The organism is Neoroseomonas rubea (assembly GCF_016106015.1).
Classification (GTDB): domain Bacteria; phylum Pseudomonadota; class Alphaproteobacteria; order Acetobacterales; family Acetobacteraceae; genus Neoroseomonas; species Neoroseomonas rubea.
Map to the genome: position 1 here is coordinate 1 of NZ_JACADQ010000473.1, position 2,335 is coordinate 2,335.

General features: G+C 69.2%; 4 protein-coding genes. All 4 read right to left on the bottom strand.

The features are described from left to right. A partial coding sequence (locus tag HW577_RS26750; RefSeq protein ID WP_232475203.1) for a hypothetical protein occupies positions 1 to 184 on the bottom strand: 184 nt, incomplete at its 3' end. Between the two features lie 121 nt (positions 185 to 305). Continuing rightward, positions 306 to 476 (bottom strand): recombinase family protein, encoded by a 171-nt coding sequence (locus HW577_RS26755; RefSeq protein WP_232475204.1) that lies wholly within the window; start codon positions 474 to 476, stop codon positions 306 to 308. A gap of 2 nt (positions 477 to 478) precedes the next feature. Further along, a complete protein-coding gene (locus HW577_RS23800) occupies positions 479 to 781 on the bottom strand; it encodes a hypothetical protein (RefSeq protein WP_198378583.1) in 303 nt (100 codons plus the stop codon). Between the two features lie 43 nt (positions 782 to 824). Then, positions 825 to 1,175, bottom strand: coding sequence for a hypothetical protein (locus tag HW577_RS23805; RefSeq protein ID WP_198378584.1), 351 nt, complete (start codon positions 1,173 to 1,175; stop codon positions 825 to 827). Between the last annotated feature and the right edge of the window lie 1,160 nt (positions 1,176 to 2,335).

Consider the following 2,335-nt stretch of genomic DNA (forward strand, 5'->3'; position numbering starts at 1 on the left):
TCAGGTTGTGCGGGGCGCAATCCGTGCCGAAGCCCATGTTCACGCCACGCGCGCGGTACTTGCCGAAGTGCTTCAGGTGCTCGCCATAGCGCGCGAAGGGCGTCGGGCAATGCGCGACCGTCGCGCCTTTGAACCTGACGGCCATCGCGGTGACCTCACCCTCGGCGAGAGTGATGATCTGCACGCGGGCGAACCGCGCCATCTTATGGAAGGCGGCGATGTGCTCGAGGTCGCGGGAGAACCGGTCAAGGCTCTCGGCCAGGACGATGTCCCACCTCGCCCGCCCGCATCGCCGCGATCAGCGCCTAGTAGCCGGGCCGGAGCATGGTGGCGCCCGAGATGGCAACGTCGGTGAAGGTGCCGACCACCTGCCACCCTTCGCGCTCGGCGCGGACGTTGCAGAGCCGCAGCTGATCCTCGATCGAGGCGGTGCGCTGCAGGTCGGAGGAGAACCGGGCGTAGAGGGCACAGCGCATGGTCAGATTCCTCTCGACTGATCGATTCTTTGGGGCCGGCGCGCCAGTTTTGGCATGGACGCCAGTGTGTCGTGATGACCGCGGAGCGCGAGTTGCGGATCGCCCAGGACGTAGCGTGCCTCGGTCGTGGTGGGCTTAGCGTGGCCGAGCAGGGCCTGGGCCATGTCGAACCGCCCGGGGGCCGCCCCGGCGACGGTCGAGGCGCCGTTCATGCGGAAAGCATGGGCATTGATGTGCTGTCCGAACCGCTTCGTGGTGTGGCGTTGCAAGGCCTTCTCGAGTCCTGCAGGAGTAAAGGCGGTCACACTCTGCCCCAACCCATAGCCGGGACCCGGCCGGCCTAGGCGGTCACGCCGGATCGACCGGGGCCGTCGAGGTCAGCAGGATCGGGCGGACCTCGGCCAGGTAGCGCTCGAGATGTGGCAGCAGGATCGGCGGCCAGGAGTGATCGATCGGCTTGCAGGTCTTGGTCTCGGTCCCGGCAAAGGTCAGGGTGGCGCGCCGAGCCGACATGCGGAGCTGCCCGCCAATCTCGACGCCGAGCAGGTTCTTCACGCGGAGCGGGCAGAGCGAAACCGTCGCAATGATTGGCCCGTCCCGATAGTCCCGCGCGGCGGCGACGCGCGCCCGTGCGTCGGAGCTCTCCGGGCGCGGATCCTCGAACCGCGCGCTGGCCGCCTGGGCGAGGTCTAGCCCCAACTGCAGACCGTCTTGCGCCGGAGACCAGCCGGGCCGCCTTGTCACGCACGGACCTTGCCTGGCTGCGCAGGTGGAAGTGAACCAGCCGGAGCCAGCGCCAGTCCCGCTCTGGGTAGAGGGCGCGGGCGACCATCCACAGCACGTCGACATAGCTCGCCACGCTCACCGGAGAGCGGCCAGGAGCAAGGAAGTCGAGGTAGCGGCGCAGGCGTTCCTCGGTCATCCGCTCCCAGGGCTGCTTGGCCGCCAGGTCGATCCCCTCGGCCGCGAGCAAGGCCAGCCAACGGCCATAGACGCCGAGGGCGCTACGCCGGCTGGCCGACCGCCAAGTGGCGGCGGCGCCACCAGGATCGAGAAACCCCGACGGCGGCACCGCGACCTCCCAAGCCGACCGATCCGCCTCAAGCCATTCGGCGAGCGGTAGTGCCCGATGGTCGGAGCGGGCAATGCTGGACGCGCGCGTCACCACACCTTCTCCGTCGAGCTTTCGGGCAAGGCGACGGTGCTCCTGGAGTCGGTGTTGGACGGCGTCGCGTGCGGCTTCGGCCGGTCGTTGCCCCGCGAGCCCGCCCGCGGCCGGGCCGGGCGTGCGCAGCGCATCCAAGATCTTGGGCTGCCCCAAGATCGCGCCGGGGGACAGCCAGTCGCGCGGTTCCTTGGCGAGCAGCGGGCGGTACCGCGTGGCGACCACGACGATACCGGCATGGGTCAGGGCGCCCGTGACCAGCGACCGCACGTTGCGCCACCGCTCGGGGCGGAACCCCGCCATGGCCGGCGTGACGGAGCCGACCTACCATTCGCCGCGGGCAGAGTACGCCAGCCTGAAGCTCCACCGGGCAAAGCGGCTGAGGGAACTCCGGGAGAAGGCCCGGCTCCGGAAAACAGTGTCTGGCTTATTCAGCCATCAGTTGGTGACCGATCCATCCGCAACATCCCGCCCGCCGCGGCCGGGGCACTCTACTCGGCAACCCTGGAAAACCCGCTCCCGGCGGCATGCCTCTATCCAAACTGCCAACGCCAATGCCGGGGCGAGTCAGGCTGCTCCATCGTCAATGTCCCGACAGAACGAGGGTCTTGAACGGCATCAGCGCCGCCTGGATCCGCAGCAGGATGGCATGCACCATCCCCACCGCGTCGACGCCGTGCAGCGCGAAGCGCCG